This window comes from Bifidobacterium mellis (assembly GCF_000967265.1).
Classification (GTDB): domain Bacteria; phylum Actinomycetota; class Actinomycetes; order Actinomycetales; family Bifidobacteriaceae; genus Bombiscardovia; species Bombiscardovia mellis.
Window position 1 is genome coordinate 1,557,658 of record NZ_KQ033885.1, and the last position, 15,021, is coordinate 1,572,678.

Annotated in this window: 12 protein-coding genes; 3 read left to right on the forward strand and 9 right to left on the reverse strand. The window is 61.6% G+C overall.

What is annotated here, in order from left to right; all coding sequences use genetic code 11:
• Position 1 precedes the first annotated feature (1 nt).
• From JF70_RS08805 to JF70_RS08810, 9 genes are all read right to left on the reverse strand, one after another.
• Positions 2-235: a hypothetical protein gene (locus tag JF70_RS08805; protein ID WP_082069440.1), complete on the reverse strand. Its 234-nt coding sequence runs from the start codon at positions 233-235 to the stop codon at positions 2-4.
• Complete coding sequence (locus JF70_RS06745; protein ID WP_156149630.1) at positions 235-3,945, reverse strand: helicase; 3,711 nt, start codon at positions 3,943-3,945, stop codon at positions 235-237. The genes JF70_RS08805 and JF70_RS06745 overlap by 1 nt, the downstream gene beginning before the upstream one ends.
• An 8-nt stretch (positions 3,946-3,953) precedes the next feature.
• Complete coding sequence (locus tag JF70_RS06750) at positions 3,954-5,564, reverse strand: variant leucine-rich repeat-containing protein (protein ID WP_052690785.1); 1,611 nt, start codon at positions 5,562-5,564, stop codon at positions 3,954-3,956.
• Positions 5,565-5,823: 259 nt separating this feature from the next.
• Positions 5,824-7,359, reverse strand: a complete 1,536-nt coding sequence (locus JF70_RS06755; protein WP_045935737.1) for a glycoside hydrolase family 30 protein — start codon at positions 7,357-7,359, stop codon at positions 5,824-5,826.
• 53 nt (positions 7,360-7,412) lie between these two features.
• A complete protein-coding gene (locus tag JF70_RS06760; protein WP_231578879.1) occupies positions 7,413-8,984 on the reverse strand; it encodes a glycoside hydrolase family 30 protein in 1,572 nt (523 codons plus the stop codon).
• Positions 8,985-9,250: 266 nt separating this feature from the next.
• Positions 9,251-9,631 carry a 50S ribosomal protein L7/L12 gene (gene rplL, locus JF70_RS06765; protein WP_045924837.1) on the reverse strand — a complete coding sequence of 127 codons (381 nt, stop codon included), beginning with the start codon at positions 9,629-9,631 and terminating at the stop codon, positions 9,251-9,253.
• 103 nt (positions 9,632-9,734) lie between these two features.
• Positions 9,735-10,256 carry a 50S ribosomal protein L10 gene (gene rplJ, locus JF70_RS06770; protein WP_045935738.1) on the reverse strand — a complete coding sequence of 174 codons (522 nt, stop codon included), beginning with the start codon at positions 10,254-10,256 and terminating at the stop codon, positions 9,735-9,737.
• Between the two features lie 225 nt (positions 10,257-10,481).
• Complete coding sequence (locus tag JF70_RS06775) at positions 10,482-12,623, reverse strand: alpha-L-rhamnosidase-related protein (RefSeq protein WP_045935739.1); 2,142 nt, start codon at positions 12,621-12,623, stop codon at positions 10,482-10,484.
• 618 nt (positions 12,624-13,241) lie between these two features.
• Entirely contained in the window at positions 13,242-13,565 is a 324-nt protein-coding gene (locus JF70_RS08810) for a hypothetical protein (protein ID WP_082069442.1), read from the reverse strand.
• Positions 13,566-13,700: 135 nt separating this feature from the next.
• Between JF70_RS08810 and JF70_RS08815 the strand changes: the two genes are divergently transcribed.
• The 3 genes from JF70_RS08815 to JF70_RS08820 all read left to right on the forward strand — a co-directional run bounded on the left by JF70_RS08815 (position 13,701) and on the right by JF70_RS08820 (position 14,932).
• Positions 13,701-14,120: a DeoR family transcriptional regulator gene (locus tag JF70_RS08815; RefSeq protein ID WP_269420790.1), complete on the forward strand. Its 420-nt coding sequence runs from the start codon at positions 13,701-13,703 to the stop codon at positions 14,118-14,120.
• 53 nt (positions 14,121-14,173) lie between these two features.
• Complete coding sequence (locus JF70_RS09000; RefSeq protein WP_156149631.1) at positions 14,174-14,548, forward strand: LacI family DNA-binding transcriptional regulator; 375 nt, start codon at positions 14,174-14,176, stop codon at positions 14,546-14,548.
• A 69-nt stretch (positions 14,549-14,617) separates the two neighbouring features.
• On the forward strand, positions 14,618-14,932 hold the full coding sequence (locus JF70_RS08820; protein ID WP_197069112.1) for a substrate-binding domain-containing protein: 315 nt from the start codon (positions 14,618-14,620) through the stop codon (positions 14,930-14,932).
• The last annotated feature ends 89 nt before the right edge of the window (positions 14,933-15,021 follow it).

Consider the following 15,021-nt stretch of genomic DNA (forward strand, 5'->3'; position numbering starts at 1 on the left):
GTCAGTCGCCGCGCTCATTGGGGAAGAGCCCCCAATGGGGCGGCAGCTCGCCCAGGATCCGCCGGTCATCCCCGGCAAGACGATCGTGCTCACAGACCCGATCCTGGGGATCCTCCTCGGTGCCATCAACATCGAACCGTTCCCTGCCTGGACGAACCACCCGCCGATGGCGACGCCGACGCGGAGCCGCAGGCTCACCAGACTGACTTCCACGGTCTAGCTGATTATCCGCCATCAACGCGCCTGCTGGTAGATATCGGCAAGACGGGCAACGATCCTGTCGGCTTCCTTGTCGGGGTTGACAAAGGCCGAAACGCTCCAGACGGTCATGACCGACCAACCAAGATACTGCAAATCCTCGGTGGTGAACCGGTGACGCTCCCGGGTGGACTGGGTGTGCATGAACTCTGCATCGTCGGTCAGTACGGCCAAAGCATAGGGCTTGTTCTTGAGCCCCACCACCAGCGGAATTCGGGGCGCCTGATCGTACCCGTAATCCAGGGCCACATCCAGCCCCCGGGTCCGCAGCCGCTGGGCCAGATCCCGGAAGAGCACATTGGTGGACTGCTCCGCTTGCTCAGGCCGGGCGGGTTCAACGTCGGGATGCTCGACCCAGGTCAACAGATCCTTGAGCAGACGCGGCCCGGGCTGGTGAATGCGGTCGTCCTCCAAATCATCAGCCGAGAATGCCGCGACGATGTCCAGATTCCGATCCGGCAGGACCAGAGCATCCAGCAACATGCCCTTACCCCCTTCGCCCTCCAGATCGCCGAACTGCTGCAGAAGACGGCCGTGGGTGGTCTTGGCAAAGCCCAGAGTAAGGATCACGTCCGTGGCCCGGGCACCGCAGACCTCGTCAATGCCGACGATGCGTACATGCCGCAGGAACTTGGCAAAAACCCTGTCCTTGGCTGCTGCCGACTTGAGCTCGGCACCCAACCTGGAGCGGTGGGTTGCCGACAGGGTGACCACAGTCAGCAGATAACTATTCGGCACCAGGGAGAAGGATCCGGCCTTGCGTTTGAGCATGTTGACAACGGCGGCCACCTCCTGTTGGCTGGACTCGACCAACCCGGTGGCCATGACAGGGACCCCAGCGCCCTCCACCCTGGTCAGGGTTACCCTGCCAGGCTCCCGGCAATCGGGCACAGGCGCCGACAGATCCCCATATCCATGATCCTTCAGGAAGGCATCCAGCCGAATTGAGCGGCGCGAGGGGCGGGCTTTGACAGTGACCGGGACCAGTTGGTCGACCAGCTGCAAGAGGCCATCCGAGGTGATGGTAGACCGGTGGGCGATGACGGCCACCTGCCGGGCACGAGCCAGCACGGTCAGCACCTGGATGGAAGGCATATGGGCTCCGGCATCGATGATGACCGTGTCGGCCAGCTGTGTCGGATTGGTCCTGGTCGCCAGTGTGGCCGGAGTTGCGATGATGATGGGTTTGGCCGCCGACAGGATGCCGGGGTGGGCCTGCTGGAAGACCGCAAGGGAGGCACCAGGGTTGCCGGCCAGCATGGTGTGCAGCTGATTGGCCTCCTGGGTGCGGGAGAAGAGCAGCTCGGACAGGCGCTTTTCGCTCTCCTGGGCAACCATGGGCCCTACGCTGGCCACGTGCTGGGCATCGACCTGGCTGAAGCGGTCGGCTGCGTTGGACAGGGCGGAGCCGTCCTGGTTGGAGATGATCTGCGAGGAGCGCATGATGTCGTCGAAGACCGTGGTCCACCAGGCCAGCTGCAGCTCGGCCCGTACCGCCTTGCCTTCAACCTGGCGGTTGCGCAGGTCCTGGACCAGGTCCTGCAGCCCCGCCTTGTTGAATTCGCCTTCCAGGGCGCAGCGCTCGGGCAAGGTATCCAGGGCTGTGTGGTCGTCAAAGAGGGCCTTGAGCCGTTCCTCCACCTTGTTCAAGTCCATGGTCTCCAAATCGCCGCCAGCCGGAGTCGTGGCCAGAACGGTGTCCAGAGCCGTCATGTCGCGGATCAGGGATTCCTGAGTGTCGATGATGACGTCCAGTTTGGGCGGCAGGACCGGCCAACCGCCGTGGGGGACGAAGGTCCGCCATTGCTCGGCCTGCTTGGAGACCACCACCAGCGACTCATGCAGATCCTCGACCTGGGCACCGGGTCTGAGCAGGCTCTTGGCCTCCTTGACCAGACGTCGGCGTTCCCAGAATCCCAGATTGGTCCCATTGGCCTTGCGATCGGCCTTGGACTTGGTGGCCTCGATCATGGCGGGAATATCACGCTCGAAGATGGAGGGCTGGAAGACATCCAGAACCCGGCGCAGATTCTTGAGGACCACCACCTGCCGTCCCCAATTCTTGACGGTGGCCGGCACGGGGAATCCGCAGGTCTCCACAGTTGATTTGACCTGTTCGCGGGTGTCCGGCAGAAGCCGTTGCAGGAGACGAACCACGCGGGAGTAAGCGTCCACAGCCTCGTTCTCGTTGACCAGGGTGGCACCGAACCAAGGCGTGTCCTGGGGGCCGATGACGAATTCACCCAGCTCGGCAGCCCTCTCCAGCTTGTCTGCCCAGGCATCCAGCTCAGGCTGCAGGTTGTGGGCTGTGGCCGCGCCCAGACGGACACGGGTGGCAGGGTGCGTAGGCATATTGGCGATGTTGGCCAGATTCTGAATGGTCTGGTAGGCCGAAACCCCCCAGCTGGAATCCACCCCATGAAGATCACCCAAATAGCGGGTCAGCCGGGAGCGGACACCCACAAGCTCGTCAGCCACCTGATCGAAGTGTTCACTGGCCTTGCCGGGTTTGAACCCCACTGCATCGATCAGCCGCTGATCCAGGACCCGACCAAGCTGATCGTCGGTCAGGTCAAGAGCCATGTCCGCCATCCCGGCGGCATCCAGACGATGCTGGAAGCGCCGCTTCTCCTCCACCACGCAGGGCACATAGAGTACGGTTCTTCCAGCGGTGACGCAGCGCGAGGCGATAGCCAGAGCATCGTCGGCGCTGTGGCGGCCGGTCTGTTCATCCACAAGCACGCTGTGCCCGGTCGCCACCAGCTGGGCGGCATAACGGACCCGGTTGTCCACATCTCCGGCCTCAAACTCGCTGTGAGGGTCAGCATCAAAGGGGCTGTAGTCGGGCACAGGTCCGCCCCTGAGCCGCTCGGAGGCAGCCTGGTCGCCAGCCAAGGCATCCAGCAGATCGTTGCCGGTGGACCCGGCGGTCATCCGGTCCAGAATCCGAAGGCTCTCGCCCAGCAATTGGGCCGATGGCTCAATGAAGCATCCCAGAACGATTTTCCGTTCGATGGTGAAGTCACTGATATGCGGTGTGATCAGGGCCGTCATGTCCTTGAACAGGGATGAAGTTTCGGGGGTGCCGCCCTGATAGTGGGAGGCGGAAAACAGACGGTCCGGATCCAGGGTGATGCCCCGCTCACGCATGGCCGAGATCAAGGCAGGATTAAGGTCCACCTTGCCTGTGAACCTGATGGATGCCCTGGAGGCCCCCTGGGTGCTCTCGTCGATACGCACAGGATAGAGCAGTACGGGCATGTCGCGCCCCTGCCAGGCAGCCACTCCCACAACCATGGAAAGCTGGGCGAAACCGCTGGCACGCTCCTTGGCGGCCTGATCGTCCAGAACCCGCTCCATGCGCCGGTGAGCCGCGCGTAGCATACCACGGTCTCGGAAGAGCGCATCCAGATGAACCTGGCCACTGGCGAAGAGCTGGGCGATGCCTGAAGGATGCGCATGCGTCAGATCCATCTGCGCCGCCAGCTGCGACACATTCTCCAAGGGGGTCAGGCCCACCTGGTTCTGGTAATCCTGGCGCCATCCCCGGATTCGCTCCAGTGGAGTCAACGGGGCCTTGACCTCTTCTGCTGCGCGGTCGGAGGAGGAGCCGGCCGTTGATGCCTGTGCATCTTCAGCCCGTTTCTCCTCTTCCGATCCCCCGGTGCTCATTACCGTCTCGCTCATCCGTCCACTCACTTCCGCACGGCGTTCAGATATTCGTGATACCCGTCATTGTTGCGCAGGGCCGCGTCGATGTCCTGGTCGCCCTGAGCCTCCAACCAGGCGTACAGATCATCATAGAGGGCCGGGTTCATCGCCAGGAAAGGCAGCAGCTGCCGATGCTTGGCCATGGCGAACTGCAGGGCGAAGTCCCCGGTGCGTTTGGCATCATCGGAGCTCATCCCATCCACCACGATGGCCTCATGGCCACGGTCATAGTCCCCTTTGGAGACCCGCTCGAAGACGGATCCGGGCTCGAAGGCCGGCTGATAACGCTGGTCATCACCCTGCTCATCCGCTGGTTGGGGATGTCGGGCCTGGTCCGATTCCTTCTTGGACAGGCGGGCCAGCTCTACAGCTCCCAGCGGGGTGAACCCCTGGGCCGAGTCCGCCTTGCTCCCCTGGCCTTGCCGGGACTGGCCGTCCGCGTAGCCCCTGCGGCCGGAAGCTGGACGATCATCACGATGACCACGGCCGTCACGGGCATCACGAACATCGCGAACATCCTGGTCGGAGCGATTCTGATCAGGAGCAGATTCAGCGGAACGGGAACGACGAGCATCAGCGAAAAGGTCACGGTCGACAGGCTGGCTGTCCTCCTCCTGCGTGCCAACCAACGGCAGGCCCTGCTCGGATTCGTGCTCCTGCCATGGCAGAGGCCGATGGGCTTCGCCACGAGCATCCTGGGCCTGGAAGTCACCTGCACGCTGGTCACCCTGGCGGCCTTCGGATGCCCTGTCATCCGGCTGGTCCGCATAGCCTCTGCGACGGTCAGATCCCTGACCATCCGCTGAGCCTGCGTCGGCCGGCCCCATGTCAGCCCGGCCACGCTCGGCTGAATCATAATCGTCAGAATACCGGGCTTGCGAGCCTCGCGACTCTGCGGACGCGGCCCCATCGGCGAAAGGCCGCGACGGATTGTCCGGCGAGTCGCGAGCGACTGGGGCAGACCTGGGACGATCCTGTGAAGCACCGTCGGCCTCTTGGGAGGAATCGGCTGCCTTGGCGGCACCCAGGGCCATATCATGAAGGGCAGTGACACGGTTGCGGACCCCGTCGGCCTTGAAGATGCCAGTGGGCTCGCCAGCGCGCATGTCAAGAATGTCGTCGACGGACATTTCAGCTGCATCAGGCTCCACCATGCCCCGGGGCTGTGTGGAGTATGAGAAGAGGTCGGGCACCCGGGTCGAAGGGTCGGTCTTATCGTCTTCGGGATTGTTGATGCGCACGAAGTCGACGGGGACATCACCGAATTGGAAACGAGCCGAGCTGCTGGACAGGGGGAAGGCGGCGTCCACAGGCAGCCTGACCAGCGATCCGTCGGACTGGATCAGATATGACCCGTTGGTGGAACCCATGTCGCGCAGGGTGGCCAGACCGTCCTGGTCGACGGCGAAAATGGCATGCCTTTTGGACATGGATTTAGTCTTATCGGACACCTCCAGACGACGCCGACCGTCATCGGCCAGCGGACGCAGGGGCTTGCGGCCGATCTCGACGGTCTCGCCAGGCTTGAGCCGGGTCTCTTCCGCCCCATTGAGCTTGATTATCCACACCTGCCCCGGTCGCCGATCGTCACTCACGTTTTCGACCTCCCAAATCTGCAGCCGCCTTCACTCGGTACTATCGCCTATTCTGTCATGAAACCCAGAGATAGGATTGATTGCGTGCCGAATTAACTGATAAAGGACACATGAAAGACTGGCAGGCATGCCAGTGCGACGAACTCTCCCTGCAGGCAAGGCTTTGGCAACGAAGCAATCGACTCGATCGATAGGAAACGGCGGCCGCTCTCGCTCTGGATACAACCACCAGAGTCAATCAGCGGCCGCCGTCATCGGTTTAGTCCTGGTCGTCCTCTCCCTCGTCGTGGTCGTCGGCTGGGTGCGGAGTCATATGGACGACGAATTGGTCATCCTCGGGCACCGTGCTGCGATTGAGGCGCTCGGAGTCTGACATATGGCAGGAGACCGTCCCGAAAGCCGGTACACTTACCGGTCGCCAGTCGGCGCCCCAGCCATTGACGGTCAGGGCAGCCCGGATGGGCACTCCGGTCGGATTGTAGAGGATGACACTGAGCTCGCCGTCGTCGCGGACGAAGGCTACCGAACCCAGACCGCCGGTCCGGCCATCAAGGGTGTGACTGGTGGAGGCCACCCTGCGAGCGCCGACCGGCACATCCTGTCCGAAATTACGAAGCATGAAGTATTCCAGATTGCGTTTGATCCCGCCAGTTCGGGAATCGACGGTGATGACACCACGCCGGCCCATGGTCCGCGCCCAGCTGGGCAGACCCTGCTCATCCAGGGCCAGATTCCACAGGTCGATCATGCCCACGCCCTGGCGGACCAGTCCGATGCCGATCTCCCCGAACATGATATGGCTGGCCTCGTCCACACGCTCGTCCAGCATGCAGCGCCGCTCGCTCATGACCGAGCGCCATCCGGGGAACTGTCGGGTGGCGTTCACGACCCACTTGGGCAGGCCGGAGTATGTATGCATGGCAGTCCCGGCGAAGCTCAGGGCCTCGACAGGGGTCATATAGTCGCTGACCGGTCGGCTGAAGAACCTCAGGCCGTCATCGCCGAAGAAGATCTCCACCTCGGGGAAGCTGCGGTCCAGTGCCGGACGCAGGTAGTCCACGCCCCAGCGCACCAGCTGCTCAGGGGTCCAGATCGTCATGGGCCAGGGCGGATTATTGGAGGGCTCGTTCTGCATGGTCACTGCCGAGATGGGAATCCCCAGCTTCTGGTAGGCCTCGATGAACCGTACGAAATAGCGGGCATAGGCGGCATCGACCGTGTCACGTGGGCGGTAGCCGTTGCCGCAGTATTGCCCCAGCCGCAGATGCCCGGCCCCGTCCAGCCGACCGCTGTCCTTCATCCATGCAGGTGCACTCCAAGGAGAGGCCAGAATCCGCACGCCCGGGTTGATGGCCATGATCTCCTGAAGGACGGGGACCACGTACTTCATGTCCTTGGTGGCCTCGGGCGAACCCGGCTTCCCTTGTCCAATGGAGAAGTAGGTCATGCCCGAATCCGACATCACCCCCTCGGGCAAAGCATCATAGGAGTAGTAGCGCTGGCTGGAGAAGTCGCAGGACCCCATGGAGATCCTCAAGGTGGACAGGCCCGCCTGAGCCGGATCGAAGAGCTCGGTCAGAATCCGATGACGTTGGTCGGCGTCCATGGCCGTCATGAACAGATAGGCGCTGGAATCCGTCAGAGCAGCGCCGGCCCCCTCCCAGTACTGGTAGCGCCTGGTTGGATCGATGACTATGGGGACGGCAGCACCTGGCCCATTCGTCGTCTCCGGGGTCGCTATCGGTTCTCGCCGCTGGGACAGATCCCCTGCCGTCGCGGTCCAGATCTCCTTCATATTCCGTGCGTCTCCTTGCTCCGGGCTCTTTCCCGGCCTCGCCAATCCGGTCCTCAGTCCTGCCCGGGAACCTTGTCGTCCACGGTGTGCTCGGGCAGTTGCAGGGCGAAGTCCTCATCCTCGGGCACGGCAGAATCGTTGATCCGCTCGCTGGTCGTCGCGTGCATGGTCACGGTCCCCCAGGCGGGCACGGTCACACTCTGCCAGCGGTCCCCCCAGCCGTTGACGGTGACAGCCGCCTTGACAGGCTTGCCCGTGGGGTTGTAGATGTGGGCGGCGATGGATCCGTCCGGCCCCAGGAAGGCCACGGAGCCTAGGGAGCCGCTCCAACCGTCGGGGGTGTAGTTGCTTGAGTCGATCACTACCGAACCGGGCTCCACGTCCTGTCCGAAGCTGCGGAGCATGAAATACTCCAGGTTCCTGCGGACCTTGCCGCTGCCATGGTCGATGGTGACCACCCCGCGTCTGCCGTCGGCGCCGATCTGGTTGGGCAGCCCCCGCTCGTCCAGGGCCATGTTCCACAGTGTGATGAAGGAAGAGCCATGGCGGACCAGCCAGTTGCCGATGACACCGGACATGATGTGAGCAGCATCCGCTGGGGTCTGGTCCAGCATGCAGCGACGTTCGGTCATGCCATAGATCCACTGTGGATAGACCCGGTTGGCATAGTCCAGATTCGGATAGTCGTTGTCGTAGGTGTGCAGGGTCAGACCATCGATGGAACGGGCCTGCTCGGCGGTGACATCCTTGTCGACCGGTCCGGTCAGGCAGTGTGCCGAGTCATCGTTGATGAAGATGCGCACCTGGGGGTGCCGACGGTCCAGCGCAGGCCGCAGGAAGCGGTGGGCGAAGTCGGCCTGCTGGGCCAGAGTCCAGGTCATGGCCGGCCAAGGGGCGGCGTTGGAGGGTTCATTCTGCACCGTGACCGCCCAAATAGGGATGCCTATGGCTTCCATCTCGTCGATATAGCGGGCGAAGTAACGGGCATAGACCCCCTCTATGGAGTCCTCAAGCGGATCATAGCCGTTGCCGGTCCACTCGTTGAAGCGCAGGTGGCCGCCCATGCACAGGTGGCCGGTGTTCTTCATCCAAGGCGGGGCACTCCAGGGCGAGGCGATGATTTTCACCGCAGGATTGATGGACAGAATTTCCTGGACGACGGGGATGATGTACTTGTAGTCCTTGGTGGCGTCAGGAGCGCCCGGCTCGCCCTCGCCCAGGGAGAACCTGGTCAGGTCCCTGTCATGCTCGCCGTAGGGAATGTCGTCGTAGGTGTAGTAGGGCTGGGAGGACGGCTCGCAGGAGCCCAGCGGGATACGGATGACCGAAAAGCCGCTCTTGTCAGGGTTGAACATGTCGTCCAGAAGGGCATGCCTTTGCTGTGCTGTTTGGCTGCCCCAGATCAACGAGGCCGCAGCATCGGTGATGGCGGCTCCGGCCCCGATCCAGGGCTGATGGCGCTGGCAGGGATCAATGACGATGGACTTGGCGTCCTTGGGCTTCTCCCCCATTGCAGGGGCTTGCATGGGCCTTCGCCGATCGGTCAGATCTCCGGAGGTCACGGTCCAGAACTGGTTGGTGAAGGTGATGGTCATGATTGCTCTCTCGTTGTCATATCTGGGCATCGGCGTCACGGTCGATGGGACAGAGCCTTAGCTTAGTTGCGGTTCTCAGCATGAAAAAATTGTTGCAATCTATTTCAATCGTTCCGACTATATGGTCGTCCCCATGCCCCTGAGTGGCCGAAACTGCGTCCACAACAGCAGGGGCGAACCTACGTCCCGGCGCAACCATCCCCTGCGCGCGGTCGGACAGGATATGGAAAAAGCCCCGCGCTGTCGTTGACAGCACAGGGCTTTGCAAGATGCAAGGGCTCGGAAAGAGCCGATGACTACTTGAGCTCGACGGTGGCGCCGGCCTCTTCTAGCTGGGCCTTGGCCTTGTCGGCGTCTTCCTTCTTGGCGCCTTCCAGGACGGCCTTGGGGGCACCGTCAACCAGAGCCTTGGCATCGGCCAGGCCCAGGTTGGTGATGGCCTTGACGGCCTTGATGACCTGGATCTTCTTGTCGCCGATGGCGGAGAGGACGACGTCGAACTCGGTCTTCTCCTCCTCAGCCGGAGCAGCAGCACCGGGGGCGGCAGCGGCCACGGCCACAGGGGCGGAGGCCTCAACATCGAACTCGTCCTCGAACTTCTTGACGAAGTCGGACAGCTCGACCAGGGTCATTTCCTTGAACGCGTCGATGAGCTCGTCAGCGGAGAGCTTGGCCATAATGGCTTCCTTTCATTTGTGGCGACCGGCATTGACTGGTAGGCCGATCACCGAACATCTTTTCTTGTATTTGCCGTATGAATCCGGGCCGATGGCCGTGGACTCAGGCGGCCTTTTCCTGCTTCTCGCGCAGGGCGTCGAACGTGCGCACGGCCTTGGTAGGCACAGCGACGAACAGGTTGGCGGCCTTGGACATGGTGCCCTTGAGCGCGCCGGCCATCCGGGAGAGCAGAACATCGCGGGATTCCAGATCCGCGATCTTCTCCATGGCATCCGCGTCAGCAACAGCTCCATCGATGAAGCCGCCCTTGACGATCAGTGCCGGGTTGTCCTTGGCGAAATCACGCAGCGCCTTGGCGGCATTGACGTAATCACCCTTGACGAAGGTGATGGCGCAGGGGCCGGCAAGCATCTCATCGAGACCCTCGATCCCAGCCTCTTTGGCCGCAATCCGGGCTAGCGTGTTCTTCGCCACGTTGTAGGAAGTATCGCGGCCTAGCTTGTTTCGCAGATCGGCGACCTGCGGAACACTGAGCCCGCGGTACTCGGTGAGGATGATGGCATCGGCGTCACGGAACTTGTCCGTCAGCCTGGCGACAGCCTCTTCCTTTTCGGGCCTTTTCATGGCGTTCCTTCCTAGACAGACCTCTGGAGGGAGCCGGACGACCGAGCTTGACAGGCAAAAAGAAAGCCCTGCCGACAGGCAGAGCGGAAAACAGGCCGCGAGGACCGATTTGAAACTCAACCTGTGCTGGCTCGATCAACCGAACTTAGGAGACCCAAGGGTCCCGACCAACGGTCTTTGGTATGCAAGGGCCGATAGTACACAAATTAACGACGACCGTCAAGTCTATAGATGCGGCACCATCAAATGGTGATGGCCGCAGGGCAGCACATCCATAACCAGAGATCCTGCTCTGCAACGGATGCCGACCACCCGGCTCTCGGCATCCAAGGATTTCAGCATGATTGGCGATCCGTCCAGTGAGGCCTCGACCTGACCTCCTGGTCTGACGCCACGCATAGGCGGGAGGACCAAGTGACCCCGACAGCCCTGTGGCACCACCAAGTCCAGATTGATATCCGGCAGGAGGACAAACCCTGGCCTGCAATCCACTTTTCCTGTAATCCTATAGGAGATATGGATGTCCCCAGTGGGCACGGGCATGGTCAGCTCGGCCCTGTCCAGACCCCCAGGCTGGAGGGCGGCAACGAATTCACGATACCCGGGCTTCAAAGGCCGAAGCCCCATCAGCCCGCTGGAGATCAGCCAGACAGGCGAGGCCCCCCAAGGGTGCGAATAGGTGGTGTTGGATTTGATCGATGGATCCCAGGCCTCCATGGTGCCTCCAGCACCCTGGTCCAGCATGTGCTTCCAGGTGCGCATACCCTCCCCTGCCGAGAGCAAAGCCAGAGCATCAGCACCTAGACCTGAACGATACAGTCCATCCAGAAGCACGGCGGCCGCATAGGCGCTGCAGACCATCCCCCGACGACGCAGATAGGTACCAACCGCTTCCAGACGTGCGGGATCCGAAGGAGGCGCAAAAGCCAGAACAAAGGCCGAAGCATGCATGGCACAGTGATCGATGGCCGGGCCGTCGGGACCGTCTAGCAGACCATCCCGGTAGGCGCCGACCGCTGGATCGTAGAGCCGCTCATCCAAGGCCTCTTGTATTTTCCGGGACACCTCTGCCAGACGGGCAGCTCTGCTACGCCGGCCTAACGCCCGCGACAGACGAGCCATGGCTTTATAGGCGGCACTGGCCAGTGCATTGATGACCGTGTTGACACGACCGAAGACATATCCATCGCGTTCAACGGGCGGCCAGTCAACCAGATCGCCATCCATCTGGCTGGAAGCGCCGGGGTCCTTGACAATCAACCAGCTGTCCCGATCCAGGTATCTATCTGGCAGCAGTCCCATCAGCCGTTCATACTGGGTCGCCGCCTGAGTCAGATCTCCGGTGTGCATCCAGGCATCGTACACAGCCAGAATGCTGTAGAGGGGCCACTCGGTGGGCCAGGTCCTGTTGGCGATCAGATAGTCCACACTGTAACGGCCCAGAGCAGGCGCATCATCCAGCACCATATGAGCCCGCTGTTGAATCCAGGCATCAGCCTCATAGGGGGCCCGCTCCCTGGTCCAGGAATCGACATAGATATCGGCGTTGAGTCCCCTGATGGTGTTCCGCCCCAGCTGCCAGACCTTATCCAGCAGAGGCTTGTCGCAATGAAACCTTGCATGGTCATCATATACGGGAGCCTCAAGGCACTCCGCCCACAGGCCCCCGTCAGACAGGCTCGCCAGCAGCCCTTCAGGGTCGGATTCCGCCGACCATATCAGCTCCAGATATCGGAAGACCCGGATCCCCCAAGTCTGTGCCCGGTTGCGGCCAGGTTGCAGCCGCCAGCGATCCTGATAGACGTTGGAGGTGGCCAGGTGGTAGCGAACGCCACCTTGGCCGTCCAGGACCTCCCCGTAGCGGACGGTCAAGTCCAAATGTTGCGACAGATCTACCCGCAGACCGATGCCACCCAGCCGTACGGAGCCGAAATCCAGCAGAAGATGACCAGGAGCAGCATCCAAAACCCGACGAACATCCACTCGGGTCAGTCTGGTGCCATCTGCAGGAGCTGCCAGGCACTTGGAGAATGGGGGCCGAATCCGGACCTTGGGCCAGGCAGAGTCATCAAAGCCCGGGCCGGGAAAGCCCCAGGGATATCGGGACAGATCGATGTCCTCAGCCGGAGCCTGATAGTAGGTCGTACCGATGGAGGCGCTGTCTGGAAAGGCCTCAACACCGTTAATGGCTCTCCATTCGGCATCCGTGCCGTAGTGTTCCACCCTGCCATCAGGTCGACCCACATCCAACTGGGCCTGGAAGCGTTGGCCTTCCATGGCATAGGCCACCACGCCCAGAACATTCTGAGCCCCCGGACGCAAGAGGCCGGTGACCTCGTAGCCCCTGTAGCGATCCTCGCCATCCAAGGGGAATACCGGTCCGCAGCCCAGAAAGCTCCCATTGAGCCATAGGCGGTACACAAACTGACGCGCAGGTACGGTGCTGTCAGCGGTCGCATACAGACTAGCCCAGGGGATCGGCCCCGGGGGCAACCGGACCACACCACGCATCAGTGCCCAACCTTTGGCATTGCCCTGGGATTCTGAGGAGCTCCTTTCGCTCTCCGTGGACCAAATGGCCTGAGCGTGCCAGAGCAGGCCAGGCCCTGTGCCAAAGGTGATAGGTTCAGACCCTATCAACCGACGGCCCTGCGCATCCAGCAGAAGAACGGTCAGCCAATACCGTCGCGAGGGATCCATATCAGGTCCAGGCAGACGGCTGCCATTGAGTTCGTCCGCAGGGTGGATACCGGTATCTACAAGTACCCGCCCCTTAGGCTGTTCGAAGACTCGTACCCTAGCAAAACGGACCCTATCCACCCAAGTCGGCAAAGGGTCCAGCCTCCACCTGACCTTGGGCCTGGTCCCCGGCTCGATATCCACAGGACGGTCCCTGTCCTCGATCAACACCTGCAAAGGCCCACAACACATTCCAGCAAATCCTCCTTGAGCCTGCTCTCAAATGCAACTTTTCTTCGTGAACCGCTATTGACGGTAGTCTTGCAGCGCGGTAAAGGAAGAGCCTTTGGCTCCATCGTCAGGCAGTCCATACGTGGCCTGGACACCTGGGTCCCCACTCTCACGGGCCATCTGCCGGACGAAAGGTTCGACCTGCCACCTCACAGCGGCCCAGGCCATATACCAGATCAGTCCAGTGGCCAGAAGAGCCACTAGGATGGGCGAGCGCATCAGCCCCCAGGAATACCCAGCCAGAACCGCCAGTGACAGAACCAACATGTACCAGCGGCGCACCGACAGGAGGAGGCCATTGACCAGGACCTTGCGGATGCGCGCCCGAGGATATTCCACTGGCAGTACCATAGAGACCAAAGCGGTCTGCACCAGGAGCGGCGAGCATAGCAGGACAGGGAAGAACCCCGCTGATAAGTCCTTCCCAAAGCTCCCCCGGCGGCAGGATGGTTCCCGCCTCAGAGACGAGAGCTGATCCTCAACGCACTTCTTAGAGAGAGCGTAGTCAGAGTACCCTACCTGGCGCGGATGATGGGCACCACTGACATAACCGTCCGAAGGATTTTGAATAATCTGGCCAGAGCTGGTCTCGTCAGAAGGGTGCGTGGAGGTGCACTGGCCTTCAAATCGCTGGATTCCCAAGGCCAATCTGTTGAATCGTTCACGATTTCTTCCTCCAATGATTCTGATCCAACCTTGGTTGGAATACCAAAATCATCAGTCGGAACGAAAGCCGCCTCGAAAAGAAAGACAGAAGAAAGAGCAATCCAAATCAAGCCAGCAACAGTGGAAGCACCGACGGCAAAACCAGTGCCGGCCTGTCAAGCCCCACCATGGATAAAACCTCCAGACAGGATAGAGCAGCTGTCGTTCGTGGAAACCGAATCGGGGTAGCTCTGCCCGAGCCCAGCTTCATCTGACCCTCAGTGAACGATGCCATCAGACGCGTGGCGGCTGAACAATACGGACTGGAGATCGTGGCCAAGGAAACCTCCTATGAGACTTTTCCTGAGGTAGACATCCTGGAAGATCTGGCCACTGATCCACAGATGCTCGGACTGATCGTGGCCCCAAGCATCGAACCGGATATCGCACCGGAAACCTGGCAATGGCTGACCGAGTGCCAACTGCCGGTAACCGTTCTGGAACGTCATCCGCCACAGTGGCTGCCCGGATCCTTCGACTCGGTTCATACCGACCATCCAGCCGGAGTCCGCCGGGGACTGCAACACTTCCGTCAGCACGGCCACCATCGGGGGGGGGGGGACTGGCTCTGGGTGGCACCCCCACCGCAGGCGATATCAAGCTGGGCTGGCAGCTGATGATGCGAGAAGGAGACGGGCTTGAGCAGACCTTCCTGCTCAAGGACAAGCAGCCATATGCAGCCGAGGATGTCGAGCAGATCGTCCAGACGATTCTCGACACACACAACGGCTGTCCTGGTCCATCCGGATTACCTGTCCATCGCTCTGGTCCCGGCACTGGAAAAACGGGGGTGCCGTATTCCCGACGATCTATCCATGATCACCATCGATGGCTACACCAAGCGCCTGACCGTCCTGCGATCCTCGGCCCAGGACCTGGCGTCCGCCGCCCTGCGCCTCCAGGTCAGGCGGATACAAGACCCGGACCAGCGCATTGAGCACGTCTACATAGAACCCACACTCATCGACAGGGGATCAGTTGCCGACATGGCCGACAAGTAGATAGCGTCTCCCTAGGGCCTGCATGGAGCAACTGGCAACCAGCTGCCCCAAAAACCGGTCAAGGCCAGAGTGGCCGCAATAACCATGTA

Coding starts and splice junctions, on each gene's coding strand:
- JF70_RS08805 (WP_082069440.1), bottom strand. CDS start 235: ATGGCGGATAATCAGCTAGACCGTGGAAGTCAGTCTGGTGAGCCTGCG.
- JF70_RS06745 (WP_156149630.1), bottom strand. CDS start 3,945: ATGAGCGAGACGGTAATGAGCACCGGGGGATCGGAAGAGGAGAAACGG.
- JF70_RS06755 (WP_045935737.1), bottom strand. CDS start 7,359: ATGAAGGAGATCTGGACCGCGACGGCAGGGGATCTGTCCCAGCGGCGA.
- JF70_RS06760 (WP_231578879.1), bottom strand. CDS start 8,984: ATGCCCAGATATGACAACGAGAGAGCAATCATGACCATCACCTTCACC.
- rplL (WP_045924837.1), bottom strand. CDS start 9,631: ATGGCCAAGCTCTCCGCTGACGAGCTCATCGACGCGTTCAAGGAAATG.
- rplJ (WP_045935738.1), bottom strand. CDS start 10,256: ATGAAAAGGCCCGAAAAGGAAGAGGCTGTCGCCAGGCTGACGGACAAG.
- JF70_RS08820 (WP_197069112.1), top strand. CDS start 14,618: ATGTCGAGCAGATCGTCCAGACGATTCTCGACACACACAACGGCTGTC.